This window comes from Flavobacterium solisilvae (assembly GCF_012911605.1).
Lineage (GTDB): Bacteria > Bacteroidota > Bacteroidia > Flavobacteriales > Flavobacteriaceae > Flavobacterium > Flavobacterium solisilvae.
In genome coordinates this window covers 25,377-43,942 of the sequence record NZ_JAAMPT010000198.1, presented here as the reverse complement: position 1 = coordinate 43,942, position 18,566 = coordinate 25,377, and the positions used below count along the sequence as shown (strand labels likewise).

Here is an 18,566-nt window from a genome sequence, read left to right as displayed (position 1 = left end):
TCGCTAATCAATTATATTTATTAGTAACAAAACTTAAATGTTTGCAAATTAGAGGTCAATTTTTAAAATGATATCTTACATTTGTTATTCATTTATTGAAAATTAATGCCATATTGACCTATTTTAAATACCATACATGTCAAAACACAATATTATAACACTCGATAGTTTGTCACTTCAAGAATTTGATAACGAAGCTGAGTTAATTCCGCTTTTAACTCCAGAAGATGAAGAAGAAATGAGCAAGGAAGAATTACCTCTTTCGTTGCCAATTCTACCATTGCGAAATACAGTGCTTTTTCCCGGAGTTGTAATTCCAATTACTGCCGGAAGAGATAAATCGATAAAATTGATTAACGATGCCAATGCTGGAAACAAAATTATTGGGGTAGTTGCACAAAAAAATGAAGCCGATGAAGATCCAACCAAAAATGATATTCATCCAGTTGGAACAGTTGCTAAAATCCTTCGCGTTTTAAAAATGCCCGACGGAAATGTTACTGTAATTCTTCAAGGAAAAAAGCGTTTTGAAATCGATACGGTTACGACCGAAGTTCCTTATTTAAAAGCCTCTGTAAAAGAAGTAGAAGAAAAACGCCCAAAGAAAACTGATACCGAATTTAATGCTATTGTTGATTCCATTCGTGAATTGGCAATCGAAATTATTAAGGAAAGCCCAAATATTCCAACCGAAGCTACTTTTGCTATAAAAAATATCGAAAGTCAATCGTTTTTAATCAATTTTGTTTCTTCTAATATGAACCTTTCGGTTAAGGAAAAACAAGATTTATTGTCGATTAATGTTTTGAAAGATAGAGCTTTGGAAACACTTCGATACATGAATGTTGAGTTGCAAAAATTGGAACTTAAAAATGACATTCAGTCAAAAGTTCGTTTTGATTTAGACCAACAACAACGCGAATATTTCTTGCATCAGCAAATGAAAACTATCCAAGAAGAATTGGGTGGTGTTTCCTATGAACAAGAAATTGAAGAAATGCGTCAAAAGGCTAAAACCAAATCTTGGGACGAAAAAACCGCTAAACATTTTGAAAAAGAAATTTCAAAATTACAGCGAACTAATCCTCAATCGCCTGATTTTGGTATCCAAAGAAATTACCTTGATTTGTTTCTTGAATTGCCATGGAATAAATTTTCAAAAGACAATTTCGATTTAAAACGAGCACAAAAAATTATCGACAAAGACCATTTTGGTTTAGAAGATGTCAAAAAAAGAATTATCGAACATTTGGCAGTTTTGAAATTGCGAAATGACATGAAATCGCCAATTATTTGTTTAACTGGTCCACCAGGTGTTGGAAAAACATCGATTGGAAAATCTATTGCCGAAGCGTTAGGAAGAGAATATGTTCGAATTTCGCTTGGCGGTTTGCGTGACGAAGCTGAAATTCGCGGTCATAGAAAAACCTATATCGGTGCAATGCCAGGAAGAATTATTCAAAGTTTGAAAAAAGCAGGAACTTCTAATCCGGTTTTTGTTTTGGATGAAATCGATAAGTTGTCAAATTCGCATCAAGGCGATCCATCATCGGCTTTGCTAGAAGTTCTTGATCCTGAACAAAACAGCGAGTTTTATGATAATTTCCTAGAAATGGGTTACGATTTGTCAAAAGTAATGTTCATTGCTACGTCAAATAATATGGCAACCATTCAGCCAGCGTTGAAAGACAGAATGGAAGTGATTAGAATGACTGGTTATACTATTGAAGAAAAAGTAGAAATTGCTCGTCAGCATTTGTTCCCAAAACAACTGAAAGAACACGGATTAACACCAAAAGATTTGACTATTGGTAAAAAACAATTAGAAAAAATTGTTGAAGGTTACACTCGTGAATCGGGTGTGAGAAGTTTGGAACAAAAAATTGCACAAGTTATCCGAAATGCTGCCAAATCAGTAGCAATGGAAGAAGAATACAATAAAAAAGTAACCGATGAAGATATCGTTAAAATTCTTGGTGCGCCAAAATTAGAACGCGATAAATCTGAAAGTAACGATGTTGCTGGAGTTGTAACTGGTTTAGCTTGGACATCAGTTGGTGGAGATATTTTGTTTATAGAATCATTGATTTCTGCTGGAAAAGGAAATTTAACGTTGACAGGAAATCTTGGAACCGTGATGAAAGAATCAGCAACCATTGCTTTAGAATATATCAAAGCCAATGCTGAACTTTTTGGATTAGAAGCTGAGATGCTTTCTAAATACAATATTCATCTTCACGTTCCCGAAGGTGCAACGCCAAAAGATGGACCAAGTGCCGGAATTGCAATGTTGACTTCTTTGGTTTCGTTACTAACCCAAAAGAAAGTGAAGAAAGGCTTAGCTATGACAGGCGAAATTACGCTTCGAGGAAAAGTGCTTCCAGTTGGTGGAATTAAAGAGAAAATCTTAGCAGCTAAGAGAGCAAACATCAAAGAAATTATCCTTTGTCACGAAAACAAAAGCGATATTGATGAAATCAAACCTGAATATATTGAAGGATTGACTTTCCATTACGTGAAGGAAATGAGTGAAGTTATAGACGTTGCGATTACGAACCAAAAGGTTAAAAACGCAAAAAAGCTGTAATTTTCAGTTCTCAAAATAATTTCAACCTGCAAGGTTTTTAAAACCTTGTAGGTTTTTTGTTTAAAAGATGTTCTTGCGAGTTTAAAAATGATTAAAAACCATTTTTTTCTATCCAATTTAAAATAATATCTTCGCATTTCCGTTATAGTATATAGATTGCTATTTATTTCCATGGTAAAAAAAATTGCTTGTACTGTTTTATTGCTTACTAATTTGGCTGGTTTCGCACAAATTGGTGGTAGATCAGTATATCAATTTTTGAACCTAGTTACGTCGCCAAGACAGGCTGCTTTGGGTGGAAAAACCATTACTATTTATGACAGTGATGTCAATCAGGCACATTTTAATCCGGCAACAATCAATGCTGAAATGGATAATAAATTAGCATTAAATTATGGAAGTTATTTTGGCGAAGTTACATATGGAACTGCTGCTTATGCTTATACTTATGATAGACATTTGCAAACATTTCATGCTGGAGTGAATTATGTAAACTACGGAAGTTTTGACGGATATGACGAAAATGGTCAGCCAACTTCCAGTTTTACAGGTAGTGATATGGCGTTGTCGTTTGGCTATGCTTATAATATTCCGTTTTCCAGTTTTTATATCGGTGCCAATGCCAAATTGATTTCTTCTACACTAGAAAGTTACAATTCATTTGGCGCAGCTGTTGATATTGGAGGATTATTTATCGATGAACGAAACGATGTCAATTGGGCTTTGGTGATTAGAAATATTGGAATGCAGATTACGCCTTATGCCGAAACAAGAGAAAAATTACCGCTGGAAGTTTTAGTTGGAGTTTCACAATTAATGGAAAATGTTCCCATTCGTTGGCATTTAACGTTGGAAAATATGCAACAATGGAATATTGCTTTTTCCAATCCAAATCGTGCCGAAGGTTCACTTGATGGCGGTTCAACTCCTGAAAAAGTCTCGGTTTTTAATAATGCTTTGCGACATGTAGTTGTTGGTGCCGAATTATTTCCAGATAAAGGTTTCAACATTCGTTTAGGATATAATTTTCGTCGTGCCGAAGAATTACGTATTTTAGAGCAACGAAATTTTTCTGGAATTTCAGTTGGTATTGGTTTGAAAATTAGAAAATTAAAATTTAACTATTCCTATTCACGATATACTTTAGCGGCAAACACAAGTCTATTTGGTTTAACAATAGATTTTGCAGACAACAGTTATTAAAAAAATAAATTTTGAAACCGAAGGTTCACGAACACCAAAAAAAATAATAGAAAACATTGTGAGTAAAAAAATTACCATTGCAATCGACGGATATTCGTCAACAGGAAAAAGTACTTTAGCAAAACAATTGGCTAAAGAATTAGGATATGTTTATGTTGATACTGGCGCAATGTATCGTGCGGTAACTTTTTTTGCAATGCAAAATGGTTTCATTTCTAATGATTTTTTTCATAAAAACGAATTGATTGTAAGTTTACCCAATATAAAATTACACTTTGAGTTCAACCCCGAATTAGGTTTTGCTGAAATGTATCTCAATGATGTAAATGTCGAAAAACAAATCAGAACGCTTGAAGTTTCAGGGTTTGTGAGTAAAATAGCTGAGGTTTCAGAAGTTCGAGCCAAATTGGTTGAACAACAAAAAGCCATGGGAAAAGACAAAGGCATTGTGATGGATGGTCGCGATATTGGAACGGTTGTTTTTCCAAATGCTGAGCTTAAAATTTTCATGACTGCAAGTGCCGAAACTCGTGCGCAACGTAGATTTGACGAACTTCAAGCTAAAGGCGATAATGTTACCTACGAAGATGTTTTAAAAAACGTACAAGAACGCGATTACATTGATACGCATCGAGCCGATTCTCCATTGGTTATTGCTGATGATGCTATTGAAATTGATAATTCTTATCTTTCAAAAGAAGAACAATTTACTACTGTTTTAGAATTAGTTGAAGAAGTTATTAATCAATAATTATTATCCGTTAACTTGTCATTTCGACGAAGGAGAAATCTCATTATAAGATTTAAAACCATCTTGTGTGATTTCTCCTTCGTCGAAATGACAAAATCGTTATTATATTTTTGCAATTCTCATTTTTAATAGTAGATTTACGAGCTATTTTCTAACGAAATCTAAAACTATTTTTATGAGTATAAAGAACAGATTAATTACCATGAACTTCTTTCAGTTCTTTGTTTGGGGTGCATGGTTGATTACTATTGCCAATTTTTGGTTTGGCACAAAACAATGGGAAGGAACACAATTTGGATTAGTATTTGGAACAATGGGAATCGCTTCCTTGTTTATGCCAACACTAACCGGAATATTAGCTGATCGCTGGATTAATGCTGAAAAATTATATGGAATTCTTCATATTTTGTATGCTTTAGTTTTGTTTTATTTACCTCAAGTAGAAACACCAGGAAATTTTATTTATGTAATGCTTTTGGCGATGTGTTTTTACATGCCAACAATTGCGTTGTCTAATTCGATATCTTATACTGCTTTAAAAAATAGTTCGGATGGCGATGTGGTGAAGGATTTTCCACCCATTAGAGTATGGGGAACAGTTGGTTTTATTGCTGCGATGTGGTTGACTAACTTAACAGGAAATAAAGCTACAGCATATCAATTTTATATAGCAGGAATTGCTGCTATTTTACTTGGATTGTATGCGTTTTCATTGCCAAAATGTAAACCACAACATACTAAAGCGGAAAAGTCTTCTTTTGTAGAATCTTTAGGATTAGAAGCTTTCAAATTATTTGGAACTTATAAAATGGCTTTGTTTTTTATTTTCTCTATGTTTCTTGGTGGCGCTTTGCAGTTAACAAATGCTTATGGCGATGTTTTTTTAGATGAATTTAAAAATGTTCCTGAATATGCCGATTCATTTGTAGTGAAATATTCTACTATCATTATGTCGATTTCGCAGGTTTCGGAAACATTGTTTATTTTGGCAATTCCTTTTTTCTTAAAGCGTTTTGGAATTAAGCAAGTAATGTTAATTTCGATGTTGGCTTGGGTTTTACGTTTTGGATTATTTGCTTACGGAAATCCGACAGATGGACTTTGGATGATTATTTTATCATGTATTGTTTACGGAATGGCATTTGACTTCTTTAATATTTCGGGTTCTTTGTTTGTTGAAACTTCGACTAATGCAAAAATACGTTCTTCGGCTCAAGGATTGTTTATGATGATGACCAAAGGTTTTGGAGCAGTATTGGGAAGTTTTACGTCAGGTTGGGCAATTGAAAAATATTTTACGCACAACGGTGAAAGAGATTGGCACAACATCTGGTTGGCGTTTGCAGCTTACTCTTTAATTATCGCTATTGCTTTTGCGGTTTTGTTTAAGCACAAACATAATCCTAATGATGTAGCCAATGTAAGTCATTAAAAGTAGCGTTTAAAATTTTAGACCTAACAGATTTTCATCCCGAAACTTCGGGACTGTTAGGTCTTTTTTGTTTTCAAGAATTCAATACAAATCCAAATTAGCCCCGATTGTAGCGGCACGAAGTAGAGCGAAAAGCGGGAAAACGGCATCCAAAAATTCCCGAACCATTCGCTCCAAGAAAAAAAGGTCATTTCTTGTGTTAAATGTTTTGTAGTTAAGAAATTATGCGTAATTTTGCAAACCTTTTGGCGAAGTAGAGTTTCCTTTAGGTATCAACTATTTATGTAAAACACTGCTGTTGTTTTCTATTCGATAATAAACTCAAGAAGCACAGCATACAAATTATTTTATCAGCATGGCTGAATTAAACAAAGATCAACAGGCGTTTTTAAACGATTTTAACTGGCACAATTACGCAGAAGGAATTGATGCAGTAGATGCAAAAAACTTGCAAGAGTTTGAAGATTTAGTTACTAAAACTTTTATCTCTACTGACAATGAAGAAGTTGTAGAAGGTGTAGTAGTTCGTATTACTGACAGAGATGCAATTGTTGACATTAATGCAAAATCGGAAGGTGTTATTTCTTTAAACGAATTCCGTTACAATCCAAACTTAAAAGTAGGAGACAAAGTTGAGGTATTAATCGACGTTCGTGAGGACAAAACAGGTCAATTAGTATTATCTCACAGAAAAGCTAGAACTATCAAATCTTGGGATAGAGTTATTGCTGCTAACGAAACTGGAGAAATTGTTCAAGGTTTTGTTAAATGTAGAACTAAAGGTGGTATGATAGTTGACGTTTTCGGTATCGAAGCGTTCTTACCAGGTTCACAAATTGATGTGAAACCAATCCGTGATTATGATGTATATGTAAACAAAATGATGGAGTTCAAAGTGGTAAAAATTAACCACGAATTCAAAAACGTTGTTGTTTCTCACAAAGCGCTTATCGAGGCAGATATCGAAGTTCAGAAAAAAGAAATTATTGGTCAATTAGAAAAAGGACAAGTATTAGAAGGTGTTGTTAAAAATATTACTTCTTATGGTGTGTTTATTGACCTTGGTGGTGTTGATGGATTAATCCATATTACTGACCTTTCTTGGTCAAGAATCAATCACCCAAGTGAAGTTCTTGAATTAGACCAAAAATTGAACGTAGTTATCCTTGATTTCGATGACGAAAAAACAAGAATCCAATTAGGTTTAAAACAATTAAACGCTCATCCATGGGATGCACTTGGTGCTGAACTTAAAGTAGGTGACAAAGTGAAGGGTAAAGTTGTAGTTCTTGCTGACTATGGTGCTTTCATCGAAGTTGCTGAAGGTGTTGAAGGTTTAATCCACGTTTCTGAAATGTCTTGGTCAACTCATTTACGTTCTGCTCAAGATTTCGTAAAAGTTGGTGATGAAGTTGAAGCAGTAGTTTTAACTCTTGACAGAGACGAAAGAAAAATGTCATTAGGTATCAAACAAATGACGCAAGATCCATGGACTGATATTACAGCTAAATATCCAGTTGGTTCTAAACACACAGGTATCGTTAGAAACTTTACAAACTTTGGTATTTTCGTTGAATTAGAAGAAGGTATCGATGGTTTAGTTTACATTTCTGATTTATCTTGGACTAAAAAAATCAAACATCCATCAGAATTTGTTAACGTAGGTGACAAATTGGAAGTTGTTGTTTTAGAACTTGATGTAGATGCTCGTAAATTGTCTTTAGGTCATAAACAAACTACAGCTAATCCATGGGATAAACATGAAGATGCTTTTGCAGTAGGAACAGTTCACACTGGAGTTATTGCTGATATCGTTGACAAAGGTGCAACTGTAGATTTTGGAGATGATGTTGTTGCGTTTATTCCAACACGTCACTTAGAAAAAGAAGACGGTAAAAAATTGAAAAAAGGTGACGAAGCTGAATTCAAAGTAATTGAGTTCAACAAAGAATTCAAAAGAGTTGTTGCTTCTCACACTGCTATCTTTAGAGAAGAAGAAGAGAAAGCTGTAAAAGCTGCTGCTGAAACTGTAGCTTCTACAAACGCTCCAGCAAATGCTCTTGGAGATAACAATGATATCCTTGCAGGCTTAAAAGCTGAAATGGAAAAGAAAGAGAAAAAATAATTTTTCGAAATTCTTTATAAATAGAAACTCCTCGTGAAAACGAGGAGTTTTTTTGTTTTATAAACTTAATAAGTTATTTTGATGCTAATAGTTTCATTTCATCTGGAGTGAAATCATTTATAACCGCATAAGTTGGAATATTAGTTATTGCCATTTCATCCAAAATATCAACTAAATTTCCATAGTTTGATTTTTTACTTGGTTTTATGATGACTATTGCTCTTCTGTCATTGCTACCTGTTCGATTTTGAATGATTTTATCAATTCGAATTAATTCTTTTCGAATTCCATTAGAACCATAATCAAGTTTTTTTGGTTGTTCATTAGGCATTTCTAATAATCCCCAATAACTAATTACTTTGTTGTCATCGTCTAAAAGTAGCGTAATTCTTCTGTCAAAATTTCCTCCACAACCACCAGTATAACAACCACCAGATTCAGGCAATCCAAAATCAATCATTCGTGGTTTGGACAATTCTTTTGTAACCATAAAAAAGATGATAAGTAAAAACGAAACACTTACCATAGCAGCCAAATCAATTTTTGGTTTTAATTTTTTGCATCTTGGTTTAGCATTAATCAGTTTGAAATTTTTATTGCTTTCATCCATAATTATAAAGAATTAAAAATTGAATGTCATAAAGTTATGAAAAAAATGGATGTTAAAAATTCTTTAAGAATAAAAAAAATGCCCGAATTTCTTCGAGCATTTGTGTTTAGAATAGAGAAATCAAGTATTATCTCAAACTTGCACCAAGTTCGTTTTCAAAATTCTTTTGTAGTTTGTTTAAGATTTTGTCAATTTGTTCATCGGTCAAAGTTTTTGAATTGTCTTGTAAAATGAAACTCACTGCGTATGATTTTTTTCCTTCTGGAAGATTTTTTCCTTGGTAAACATCAAATAGATTTACTTCTTTCAATAACGATTTCTCCGTTTGACGTGCAATAGTGTAAATAGCGTCAAAAGCAACGTTTTCATCAACTAACAAGGCTAAATCGCGACGAACTTCAGGATATTTTGGAATATCAGTAAATTTAATTTTGGTTCCAATTAATTTTAAAACCAAATTCCAATTGAAATCAGCATAGAAAACTTCTTGTTTAATATCAAAATGTTTCAGAATTGATTTTTTTACGGTTCCAAATTCAACCAAAGTATCATTTCCGCAAGCAATTGCAATTCCTTCTGCAAAAACATCTGAGCTAACAGGTTTGTATTGAATTTTGGTAATTCCTAATCGTTCCAAAATGGTGTTTACATAACCTTTGAACAAAAAGAAATCAGAAGGTTTTTGTGCATTTGTCCAACTTTCTTCGCTTCTATTTCCCGAAACAAATAGTGTTAAATGCTTTGGTTCATCATAACCAGAAGGCAATTTATGATAGGTTTTTCCAAATTCAAATAATTTCAAATCACCATTTCTACGATTGATGTTGTAAGAAACAGCTTCTAAACCAGAAAACAACAACGATTGACGCATCGCTGATAAATCATTGCTCAACGGATTTAACATCGTTACATTGTATTCTTCTTTCAACATTTCAGATAAACCAATATATTCTGGCGTTGTCAATGAATTTGCCATCATTTCGTGGAAACCATTAGCATTCAGTAGCGAAGCTACAAGATTTTGCACTTTGTAATCTTCCGTTCTAGCTGAATTGGAAACAGTAGCATTCAATTTTTTGGTAAAATTGATATTGTTGTATCCATAAACTCTCAGGATTTCCTCGATAACATCAACTTCTCTTTGAACATCAACACGATAGGATGGAATGATTAATCCCAAACCAGCATCAGAAACTGTTGTAACTTTGATGTCTAGCGATGCCAAAATTCTTTTGATGGTTTCTTTTGGTAATTCTTGCCCAATTAATTTGGTAGTTTTTTCAAAACTCAAGAAAACTGGGAAATCTTCAATCTTTTTTGGGTAAATATCAATAATATCCGAAGTGATTTCGCCACCAGCAACTTCTTTGATTAAAAGTGCGGCACGTTTTAAAGCAAATTCAGTAATTGTTGGATCAATTCCTCTTTCAAAACGGAAAGAAGCATCGGTATTTAAGCCATGTCTTTTTGCAGATTTTCTAACAGAAACTGGATTAAAATAAGCACTTTCTAAGAAAATAGAATTGGTAGTATCAGTAACTCCAGAACTTTTTCCGCCAAAAACTCCAGCAATACACATTGGACCTTTTTCGTCACAAATCATTAAATCTTCTTCATGCAATGTTCTTTCAACATCATCTAGAGTTGTGAATTTTGTTCCAGCTTCAACGGTTTTTACAATAATTTTTCCATTAATTTTTGAAGCATCAAAAGCATGAAGCGGTTGTCCTAAATCATGTAAAATATAGTTGGTAACGTCAACTACATTATTTTTTGGTGTTAACCCAATAGCTTTCAAGCGGTTTTTTAACCATTCAGGTGATTCTTTTACGGTAATTCCAGAAATGGTTACACCACAATATCTTGGAGCTAATTTATTGTCTTTTACATCAACATCAATTTTCAACGTTCTTTTGTCAATTCTAAAAGTACTAACCGATGGTGTAATCAATTCAACAGTACTGTTTTTTTGAAGTAAACTCGCGCGCAAATCACGTGCAACACCATAATGCGACATAGCATCAGCACGATTTGGTGTTAATCCAATTTCAAAAACTTCGTCGTTTTCAATATTAAAAACTTTGGCACAAGGCGTTCCTGGTTTTAGTTTTTCGTCCAAAATCATGATGCCATCATGACTTGTTCCAAGTCCAAGTTCGTCTTCGGCACAAATCATTCCGTGGCTTTCTTGTCCACGAATTTTTCCTTTTTTGATTTCAAATTCATTTCCATCTTTGTCAAAAAGTTTGGTTCCAATGGTAGCAACAGGAACTTTTTGTCCTGCGCCAACATTACTTGCACCACAAACAATTTGAACAGGTGTTGCTTCACCTAAATCAACGGTGGTAATTTTTAAACGATCGGCATCAGGATGTTTTTCACAAGTTAAAACGTGACCTACGACCACACCTTCTAATCCACCACGAACGGATTGATAGTTGGAAACAACTTCAACTTCTAATCCTAAATCGGTTAGAATAGCAGCTGTTTCTTCTGATTTTAAATCTATTTTAATGAATTGTTTAAGCCAATTGTATGAAATTTTCATGTGTAAAAATTAAGGATGCAAATATACATATTGTACACTTTAGATTAAAAAATATTTTGGAATATTGTTTAGTCTGATGTTTTGTGAAATTCATTATTTAATAATCCACTTTTTAATATATGTTCAATTTTTATGTGTTAATATTTTGTTATTGTCAAAATCGTGCTGAAAAATGGCAAAAATGTGCTATTCGAAGGAGAATAATGCAACTAAATTTGGATAAAACAAAAAAAATAAACTTATGAGTAATTTAATTAAAAGACCACAGCTAAAAGAAAAGTACGATAATTATATTAATGGAAAGTGGACAGCGCCATCAAATGGATTGTATTTTGAAGTTGTATCACCTGTCGATGGAAAACCAATGGCAAAAGCAGCTCATTCTGCTAAATTAGATGTTGAACAAGCTGTAAATGCAGCTCATGAAGCTTTTAAGACTTGGAGCCAAACGTCAAAAACAGAAAGAAGTATTATTCTAAACAAAATTGCAGATAGAATAGAAGCGAATTTAGAATATATAGCTTCTGTTGAAACATTAGATAACGGAAAAGCTGTTAGAGAAACTTTGGCAGCCGATATCCCATTGGCTATAGATCATTTTAGATATTTTGCAAGTGTAATTCGTGCGGAAGAAGGTTCTATAAGTGAGCTAGATAAAGATACAGTTTCTATTATAATTCATGAGCCAATTGGTGTTGTAGCTCAAATTATTCCATGGAATTTTCCAATTTTAATGGCTGTTTGGAAATTGGCTCCAGCTTTGGCAGCAGGAAATTGCGTTGTTCTTAAACCAGCCGAAAGTACTCCAATTTCTATCATGGTTTTGATGGAGCTAATAGAAGATTTACTTCCTGCAGGAGTTATAAATATTATTAACGGATTTGGAGCAGAATTAGGAAGAACATTAGTAACTAATCCAAAAGTAGCTAAAGCTGCCTTTACGGGTTCAACAGCTACAGGAAGAATGGTAATGCAATATGCTACCGAAAATATTATTCCGGTTACATTGGAATTAGGAGGAAAGTCGCCAAACGTTTTTTTCCCTTCAGTAATGGATGCTGATGATGAGTTTTTGGATAAAGCTATTGAAGGTGCAGTTTTATTTGCTTTAAATCAAGGTGAAATTTGTACTTGTCCGTCAAGATTGTTAATTCATGAGGATATTTACGACAAATTTATAGAAAGAGTTATAGAAAGAGTTAAAGCAATCAAAGTTGGAAATCCTTTAGATCCAACAGTAATGATGGGTGCGCAAGCTTCTCAAATTCAAAAAGATAAAATTCTGTCTTATATTAAATTAGGAAAAGAAGAAGGTGCCGAATTATTATGTGGTGGAGAAGTCAATCATTTAGGAGATGATTTGGAAGGCGGTTATTATATTCAGCCAACTTTGTTTAAAGGACATAATAAAATGCGAATTTTCCAAGAAGAAATTTTTGGACCAGTTTTGGCGGTTACCACATTTAAAACTACAGAAGAAGCCATTGAAATAGCTAATGATACAATGTATGGTTTAGGTGCAGGAGTTTGGACTCGTGATGCTCATGAGCTATATCAGGTGCCAAGAGCAATTCAAGCAGGAAGAGTTTGGGTAAATCAATACCATTCTTATCCAGCAGGAGCGCCATTTGGAGGTTATAAACAATCAGGTGTTGGTCGTGAAAATCACAAAATGATGCTTGATCATTATCGTCAAGCCAAAAATATGTTGATTTCGTATAACAAAAGTAAATTAGGTTTCTTTTAATAATAATATAAACGGGTTATTACAAAAGTAGTAACCCGTTTTTTGTGAAATTTTTTAAAGGGTAAATTATGATGCCAAAAACGATGAAAGCTGCTGTGGTTCAAGGCTATGGTCAGCCTCTTAAAATTCAAGAAGTTTCGGTTAGAGCTCCAGGAAGGTATGAAGTATTAGTTAAAGTTATTGCTTGTGGTGTTTGTCATACTGACTTGCATGCAGTTGATGGCGATTGGCCAGCTAAACCAAAAATGCCACTTATTCCAGGACATGAAGGAGTTGGGATTGTAGTAGCTTGTGGTCCTGAAGCAGTAGTGAAAGAAGGAGATGCTGTTGGAGTTCCATGGTTATATTCTGCTTGTGGTTGCTGTGATTATTGTATTACAGGATGGGAAACATTATGTGAAGCGCAAAAAAATGGTGGTTATAGTGTTGATGGTGGTTTTGCTGAATATGTAATTGCTGATTCACGCTATGTAGGACATTTGAAAGATAATGTAAATTTCTTGGAAATTGCCCCAATTCTTTGTGCAGGAGTTACGGTTTACAAAGGTTTGAAAGAAACAGAAACCAAACCAGGAGAATGGGTTGCTATTTCAGGAATTGGCGGATTAGGACACGTTGCAGTTCAATATGCCAAAGCAATGGGAATGCACGTTGCAGCAATTGATGTAGCTGATGATAAATTAGAATTGGCAAAAAAATTAGGAGCTGATTTGGTAGTAAATGCAAAAACAACAGATCCAGGAACTTATTTACACAAAGAAGTTGGCGGAATGCACGGTGCTTTAATCACTGCAGTTTCACCAATTGCTTTCAAACAAGGTATTGATGTATTGCGTAGAAAAGGAACAATTGCCTTAAATGGTTTGCCTCCAGGTTCATTTGAATTACCGATTTTTGAAACCGTTTTGAAAAGAATTACAGTAAGAGGTTCGATTGTTGGAACAAGAAAAGATTTACAGGAAGCATTAGATTTTGCTAACGAAGGATTAGTTAAAGCAACGGTTACTTCAGCTAAACTAGAAGATATTAATGATGTTTTTGACAAAATGAAAAAAGGTCAGATTGACGGTCGTATCGTTCTTGATATTGCCGGAAGCAACAATTAGATTTGGTTCAAACTAAAAGACTGCTGATATTAGTTGGTTGTATTGGTAGTCTTTTTTAATTATATAGGTATGAGCATTAAAAGATTAGATGTAACTCCCGAAGCATTGGAAGTAATAGAAATGTTGGAGGAAAAATTTGGACCGTTGATGTTTTATCAAGCTGGTGGATGTTGTGAAGGAACTCAGCCTCAGTGTTTTGAAAAAGGCGGATTTTATTTAAGAACTGGAGATGTTTGTATCGGAGAAATCAAAGGATTTGAGTTTTGGGTTGACAAAGATTTATTTGAATATTGGAAACACGCTCATTTTACTTTAGATGTAGTCAATGGATTTGGTGCTGGCGGATTTTCGTTGGAAACGCCTTATGGTAAAACCTTTAAAATAAATTATACTGTTTTTACTTCTGAAGAAATAGAGCAACTTGAACCTATTACTCGTTTTGGAGAAAACGGATATTAATGGGTAAAATTCATAAGTTGATATTGTTTTGGAGTAACGCCTTCATACTTTTTGAATAATCGGATGAAGTAATTACAATCTTCAAATCCTGTTGCATAGGAAACTTCATTTACTTGAATATTAGGATTACTCAACAATTTTTTGGCATATTTTATTTTCTCATTCAATATGTATTCTATCGGACTCATTCCTAATTCACGTTTAAAATACCGATAGAATGAAGTTGTACTCATGCAAGCTTTTTCACTTAATTGCTTCAAGTTGATACTTTCTCTAATGTTATTTCTAATGAAACTAATACTGGTTGCAATAGGACTGTTATTGTCTAAATTAACATCAGAGTCAAAACGTTTTACAGTTTGTGTTTGAATAATACGGATAATAAGTTCTTGTAGCGTTAAATCGGCAATTGCATCTTTTGTAATCGAACTTCCGGTACATTCTTTAATTAGCTTATTGATGGTAGATGCTAATTCTACATTGTTATAAAAGAAGTAATTTTCGTGGTCTAATTTCCATAAACTGTTATTTTCTTCTTTCGGATACTTTTCATTTAGGAAATTTAATGTGTCAGTAATAATTTGATTGTCAATTGCTAAAGCAATACATTGTGTAGGGTTTTCATTGGTTGCCTCAGGAAAATCAATTTTCATCTCTACATTCGAAGGAACAATTACAGTTTCTCCCGGAAGATAATCAAAACTAGGATCATCAAATAAATGCATTACTTTTTTACCTCTTAACATGCTGGTAACAACTAAATCATTGAATTTTAGAGGAACTAATTCAGTAGTTTCATAAGTTTCAAAGATGTTTAGTTCACAATGATCCAATGAAAAAATGGTTCGATTTTCGACCAAAGTTTTCAAAGACTTTTCGTGAGTTAGTGCAGGTGTATCAAGTAATGCTTTTTTGTACATTGGTATAATTTTGACAATCTTGTAAATTTACCAAAAAACACACACATTACAAAATCTCTGCTACGTGTTTTTTGATGTTTTCTGAAATTTTTTCGGTAGGCAAATCATTAGCATCATCACCAAAAGGATCTTCAATTTCTTCGGCAATTAATTCTAAACTTGCCAATACATAAAAAGTAAAAATTACTACAGGAATGCTGTAATAACCCAAACTAAAAGCATAACCAAAAGGCAACGTCATGATGTAAAAGAAAATGAATTTTTTAATAAAAGCACTATAAGAATAAGGAATTGGCGTGTTTTTTATTCGTTCACATGCGCCACAAACATCGGTAAAGGTTTGTAATTCGTTGTTAATGGTAATTAATTGGTCGCCAGTTATTTTGCCTGATTTGTATAATTCATTTATTTTTTCAAAAATACTTTTGGCAACTTGATTAGGTTTGTGTTTCTCGTGGTCAATTTCCAAATCGATGTTCTCATAAAGCATTTTGCTTACTTCTTTATTGGACAAATGTTTGGATAGGATAGAAGCATAAGCCGGAATAACTTGACGTAAAAAATTTTTATCCTTTTCATCCGTAAGCATAACCGAAAGTTTCAACGCTAAATTTCGGCTGCTATTTACTAAACTTCCCCAAATTTTTCGTCCTTCCCACCAGCGATCATAAGCGGTATTGGTTCGATAAGCAAGCAATAATGAAATTACAAAACCTAACATTCCGTGCATGATGGAAATGTTTTTTACATGACTTTTTTCAGAAAGTTTCCAATGTTCAATTTCCAGAAAACAAATGCCATACGTATATAATCCAATAACAAACATCATTGGCATTAATTGACGAAATGTATCCGATTTGTGAAATCTGAAGATAAAAGTAATCCAGTCTTTCGGGTTGTATTGTACCATTTTTGAGTTTAAAAGTTTATTTGTTTAAAATGTTTATTGAGATTTAAATTGATTTTTAACTGATGTAATTCCAAATATTTTTTTTCTTGGTCAATTCAATAAAAACCTGTTTCAACGTTTGATGTTCTGGCAAAGACATCGAAGCGTCTTTTTTTAATAATTTTATAGCTTCATTTCGAGCAACGACTAATATATCTTTGTCTTTTACCAAATCGGCAATTTGAAGATTAAGTACACCACTTTGTTGTTTTCCCATAATATCGCCTGGACCGCGTAGTTTTAAATCGACTTCAGCAATTTCGAAACCGTCATTGGTTTTACACATGGTTTCCAATCGGATTTTGCTTTCATTGGAAAGTTTGTGCGAAGTCATTAAAATGCAATAACTCTGTTCAGCACCACGACCAACTCGACCACGCAATTGATGTAATTGAGACAAACCAAAACGTTCCGCACTTTCAATAATCATCACGCTGGCATTGGGAACATTTACACCAACTTCAATTACCGTTGTGGCAACCATGATATTGGTTTTTCCTTCGGCGAAGCGTTTCATTTCAGAATCTTTTTCGGCGGGTTTCATTTTCCCGTGAACTATGGAAATACTATAATTTGGTAGCGGAAAATCTCTGGAAATACTTTCGTATCCATCCATTAAATCTTTGTAATCCATCGTTTCACTTTCCTGAATTAACGGATAAACTATATAAATTTGTCTGCCTTTGGCAATTTCATCTTTTATAAATTTCCAAACTTTTAATCGGTTACTGTCATAGCGATGAACGGTTTGAATGGGTTTTCTTCCTGGTGGCAATTCATCAATAACTGAAACATCTAAATCGCCATATAAACTCATGGCTAATGTTCGCGGAATTGGTGTTGCGGTCATTACCAAAATATGTGGCGGGATTTCATTCTTTTTCCAAAGTTTACTTCTTTGTTCCACACCAAAACGATGTTGTTCGTCAATAATTGCTAATCCTAAATTTTGAAACTGAACTTTATCTTCCAATAAAGCATGTGTTCCGATAAGAATATGTAAACTGCCATTTTCTAACTCTTCGTGAATTATTTTCCGTTCTGAAGTTTTGGTTGAACCGGTTAGAATTTTAATATTTATGTTTAAATCTTTGGCTAATTCAGTTAATCCGTTAAAATGTTGATTGGCTAAAATTTCGGTTGGCGCCATTAAGCAGCTTTGAAATCCGTTATCCAGAGCTATTAGCATTGCCATTAATGCCACAATCGTTTTTCCTGAACCAACATCGCCTTGAAGTAATCGGTTCATTTGTGCATTACTTCCTAAATCATTTCGGATTTCTTTCAGTACTTTTTTCTGCGCATTGGTCAGTTCAAAAGGCAAATGATTTTTATAGAAATTATTGAAATTTTCTCCAACAATTGTAAAAGGATGACCTTTGATTTTATGTTTTCGGACTAAGTTTTTAGTTATCAATTGCAATTGAATGAAAAATAATTCTTCAAATTTCAATCGGAATTGTGCTTTCGCTAAAAGTTCGGGACTTTTTGGAAAATGAATATTGAATAAAGCTGCATTTTTTGGAATTAATTTTAATTCATCCAAAAGATATTGAGGCAATGTTTCCGTGAATTTTGCTTGGGTTTCAAGAAATAATTGTTGCATCATTTTATTCACCACTCGATTAGAAATTCCCCGATTAGTCAAGGTTTCAGTCGATGGATAAACAGATTGCAATGCCGAACGTAAACTTTGTTCGTGCTCATTGAGTAATTCCATTTCAGGATGCGCCATATTATATTGTCCGTTGAACGACGTTACTTTTCCAAAAATAACATAGGGAATATTGATTTTCAAACTTTCTCTAATCCATTTATGTCCTTGAAACCAAACGAGTTCCATTTCGCCAGTTTCATCCACAAAAGTGGCAACCAAACGTTTTTTGGCTTTGCCAAATTCAACGGTTTTAATATTGATGATTTTACCAATAATTTGAACTTCCGCAGGATTATTATTGAGTTCATTAACTTTATAATAACGCGTTCGATCAATATAGCGATTGGGATAAAAATTAATCAAATCTTCATAACGATGAATGCCTAATTCTTTACGCAAAAGTTCGCCACGTTGCGGACCAACGCCTTTTAGGTATTCGATAGGTGTTTGAAGAAGTTGATAAGACATGGTA

At 33.7% G+C, this 18,566-nt stretch carries 13 protein-coding genes; 8 read left to right on the top strand and 5 right to left on the bottom strand.

Annotated elements, in window-relative coordinates:
• Positions 1 to 136: 136 nt before the first annotated feature.
• The 5 genes from lon to rpsA all read left to right on the top strand — a co-directional run bounded on the left by lon (position 137) and on the right by rpsA (position 8,098).
• Entirely contained in the window at positions 137 to 2,587 is a 2,451-nt protein-coding gene (lon, locus tag G6042_RS03405) for an endopeptidase La (RefSeq protein ID WP_169522909.1), read from the top strand.
• Positions 2,588 to 2,758: 171 nt separating this feature from the next.
• Positions 2,759 to 3,790, top strand: a complete 1,032-nt coding sequence (gene porQ / locus G6042_RS03400) for a type IX secretion system protein PorQ (protein ID WP_169522908.1) — start codon at positions 2,759 to 2,761, stop codon at positions 3,788 to 3,790.
• 58 nt (positions 3,791 to 3,848) lie between these two features.
• Complete coding sequence (gene cmk / locus G6042_RS03395; protein WP_169522921.1) at positions 3,849 to 4,541, top strand: (d)CMP kinase; 693 nt, start codon at positions 3,849 to 3,851, stop codon at positions 4,539 to 4,541.
• A 175-nt stretch (positions 4,542 to 4,716) separates the two neighbouring features.
• Positions 4,717 to 5,973, top strand: coding sequence for a nucleoside permease (locus G6042_RS03390; RefSeq protein ID WP_169522907.1), 1,257 nt, complete (start codon positions 4,717 to 4,719; stop codon positions 5,971 to 5,973).
• Positions 5,974 to 6,328: 355 nt separating this feature from the next.
• Entirely contained in the window at positions 6,329 to 8,098 is a 1,770-nt protein-coding gene (rpsA, locus tag G6042_RS03385) for a 30S ribosomal protein S1 (protein ID WP_169522906.1), read from the top strand.
• A 73-nt stretch (positions 8,099 to 8,171) separates the two neighbouring features.
• Here rpsA and G6042_RS03380 read toward each other — a convergent pair whose 3' ends face one another.
• Positions 8,172 to 8,708 (bottom strand): ExbD/TolR family protein, encoded by a 537-nt coding sequence (locus G6042_RS03380; RefSeq protein ID WP_169522905.1) that lies wholly within the window; start codon positions 8,706 to 8,708, stop codon positions 8,172 to 8,174.
• 127 nt (positions 8,709 to 8,835) lie between these two features.
• Entirely contained in the window at positions 8,836 to 11,256 is a 2,421-nt protein-coding gene (gene pheT, locus G6042_RS03375; RefSeq protein WP_169522904.1) for a phenylalanine--tRNA ligase subunit beta, read from the bottom strand.
• 241 nt (positions 11,257 to 11,497) lie between these two features.
• On the opposite strand from pheT, the gene G6042_RS03370 reads away from it, so the two are divergent.
• The 3 genes from G6042_RS03370 to G6042_RS03360 all read left to right on the top strand — a co-directional run bounded on the left by G6042_RS03370 (position 11,498) and on the right by G6042_RS03360 (position 14,568).
• Positions 11,498 to 13,003, top strand: coding sequence for an aldehyde dehydrogenase family protein (locus G6042_RS03370; protein ID WP_169522903.1), 1,506 nt, complete (start codon positions 11,498 to 11,500; stop codon positions 13,001 to 13,003).
• A 68-nt stretch (positions 13,004 to 13,071) separates the two neighbouring features.
• A complete protein-coding gene (adhP, locus tag G6042_RS03365) occupies positions 13,072 to 14,109 on the top strand; it encodes an alcohol dehydrogenase AdhP (protein WP_169522902.1) in 1,038 nt (345 codons plus the stop codon).
• A 69-nt stretch (positions 14,110 to 14,178) separates the two neighbouring features.
• On the top strand, positions 14,179 to 14,568 hold the full coding sequence (locus tag G6042_RS03360; RefSeq protein ID WP_169522901.1) for a DUF779 domain-containing protein: 390 nt from the start codon (positions 14,179 to 14,181) through the stop codon (positions 14,566 to 14,568).
• Here G6042_RS03360 and G6042_RS03355 read toward each other — a convergent pair.
• Genes G6042_RS03355 through recG form a run of 3 tightly spaced genes read right to left on the bottom strand, consistent with a single transcriptional unit; the run spans position 14,565 to position 18,562 of the window.
• Entirely contained in the window at positions 14,565 to 15,488 is a 924-nt protein-coding gene (locus G6042_RS03355) for an AraC family transcriptional regulator (protein WP_169522900.1), read from the bottom strand. The two genes, G6042_RS03360 and G6042_RS03355, sit on opposite strands and share 4 nt — an antisense overlap.
• Positions 15,489 to 15,534: 46 nt before the next feature.
• Entirely contained in the window at positions 15,535 to 16,398 is an 864-nt protein-coding gene (locus tag G6042_RS03350; RefSeq protein WP_169522899.1) for a bestrophin family protein, read from the bottom strand.
• A 55-nt stretch (positions 16,399 to 16,453) separates the two neighbouring features.
• Positions 16,454 to 18,562 carry an ATP-dependent DNA helicase RecG gene (gene recG, locus G6042_RS03345; protein WP_169522898.1) on the bottom strand — a complete coding sequence of 703 codons (2,109 nt, stop codon included), beginning with the start codon at positions 18,560 to 18,562 and terminating at the stop codon, positions 16,454 to 16,456.
• Between the last annotated feature and the right edge of the window lie 4 nt (positions 18,563 to 18,566).

Excerpts from the sequence above, each read along its gene's own strand:
- lon (WP_169522909.1), top strand. The coding sequence starts at position 137 with ATGTCAAAACACAATATTATAACACTCGATAGTTTGTCACTTCAAGAA.
- porQ (WP_169522908.1), top strand. The coding sequence starts at position 2,759 with ATGGTAAAAAAAATTGCTTGTACTGTTTTATTGCTTACTAATTTGGCT.
- G6042_RS03390 (WP_169522907.1), top strand. The coding sequence starts at position 4,717 with ATGAGTATAAAGAACAGATTAATTACCATGAACTTCTTTCAGTTCTTT.
- rpsA (WP_169522906.1), top strand. The coding sequence starts at position 6,329 with ATGGCTGAATTAAACAAAGATCAACAGGCGTTTTTAAACGATTTTAAC.
- G6042_RS03380 (WP_169522905.1), bottom strand. The coding sequence starts at position 8,708 with ATGGATGAAAGCAATAAAAATTTCAAACTGATTAATGCTAAACCAAGA.
- pheT (WP_169522904.1), bottom strand. The coding sequence starts at position 11,256 with ATGAAAATTTCATACAATTGGCTTAAACAATTCATTAAAATAGATTTA.
- G6042_RS03370 (WP_169522903.1), top strand. The coding sequence starts at position 11,498 with ATGAGTAATTTAATTAAAAGACCACAGCTAAAAGAAAAGTACGATAAT.
- adhP (WP_169522902.1), top strand. The coding sequence starts at position 13,072 with ATGATGCCAAAAACGATGAAAGCTGCTGTGGTTCAAGGCTATGGTCAG.
- G6042_RS03360 (WP_169522901.1), top strand. The coding sequence starts at position 14,179 with ATGAGCATTAAAAGATTAGATGTAACTCCCGAAGCATTGGAAGTAATA.
- G6042_RS03355 (WP_169522900.1), bottom strand. The coding sequence starts at position 15,488 with ATGTACAAAAAAGCATTACTTGATACACCTGCACTAACTCACGAAAAG.
- G6042_RS03350 (WP_169522899.1), bottom strand. The coding sequence starts at position 16,398 with ATGGTACAATACAACCCGAAAGACTGGATTACTTTTATCTTCAGATTT.
- recG (WP_169522898.1), bottom strand. The coding sequence starts at position 18,562 with ATGTCTTATCAACTTCTTCAAACACCTATCGAATACCTAAAAGGCGTT.